General features: G+C 25.2%; 1 protein-coding gene. It reads right to left on the bottom strand.

What is annotated here, in order from left to right; genetic code table 11:
* A partial coding sequence (locus tag MSCUN_RS05555) for a hypothetical protein (protein WP_146192116.1) occupies nt 1-797 on the bottom strand: 797 nt, incomplete at its 3' end.
* Nucleotides 798-821: the final 24 nt, after the last annotated feature.

Genomic DNA, 821 nt, shown 5'->3' on the forward strand with positions numbered 1-821 from the left:
TAGTGTATGTAATTCATTCTACTATTTTCTATTCCCACCATACACATTACTTCATCTGTTATAATTCTTGTTGTATTTAATTTTTGTGCTACATAATCAGAATAAGAATGCATCATTGCTAAAAACATTACACCTTCTATTATTGTTCTATCTTGTGGTGTTATTCTAAATATGTAGTTGGCTGTATCATTGATGTATAGTTGGTCTATTTCATTCATTGTCGTGTTTAATGTGTTTGATGTTATTATATTATTTGTTAGTATGTATGTTTGTAGTAAATCATATTGTCCACAATTTGATGTCATCATTTGTGGTGTGTAGGTTAATTTTTCTTGTTTTGTTATTATATTATTGTTTGTCTTAAATTCTGTTGTTATTGTTTCATTTTGATTTGTAGCAGGTATTATTGTTAATGTTATTAGTTTTTTATAATTTGAAAATAGTGTTATGTCTTCAGTTCCATTTGCTGCTGATGAATATATTACATTTACATAGTTTGTTTCTCCATAAAGTATGTCATAATATGTTATGTTTAATCTTCTTCCCATACTTATTAATATTCCTGGTTGGTTTATTGTACTACTTTGATAAAATTCGTGTATTTCATTATTTTCAGTATCAATATATAAATTTCTTGTAAGAGGAATCTTATCTACGAAATATTGTGGATACATAGTATATATTTGATTATTAAAAGTAAATTTAATGTAGTGTTCTGGATATGTGTTTGATGTTTGTATTGTGTATGTGTAGTTCATTATTGTTTTTGACTTATTTTGTATTGTGTATTCTATCATTTTTGATTTTTTCGTATTTTCTGT

Origin of the sequence: Methanosphaera cuniculi (assembly GCF_003149675.1) — an archaeon.
In the GTDB taxonomy this organism is placed as follows: domain Archaea; phylum Methanobacteriota; class Methanobacteria; order Methanobacteriales; family Methanobacteriaceae; genus Methanosphaera; species Methanosphaera cuniculi.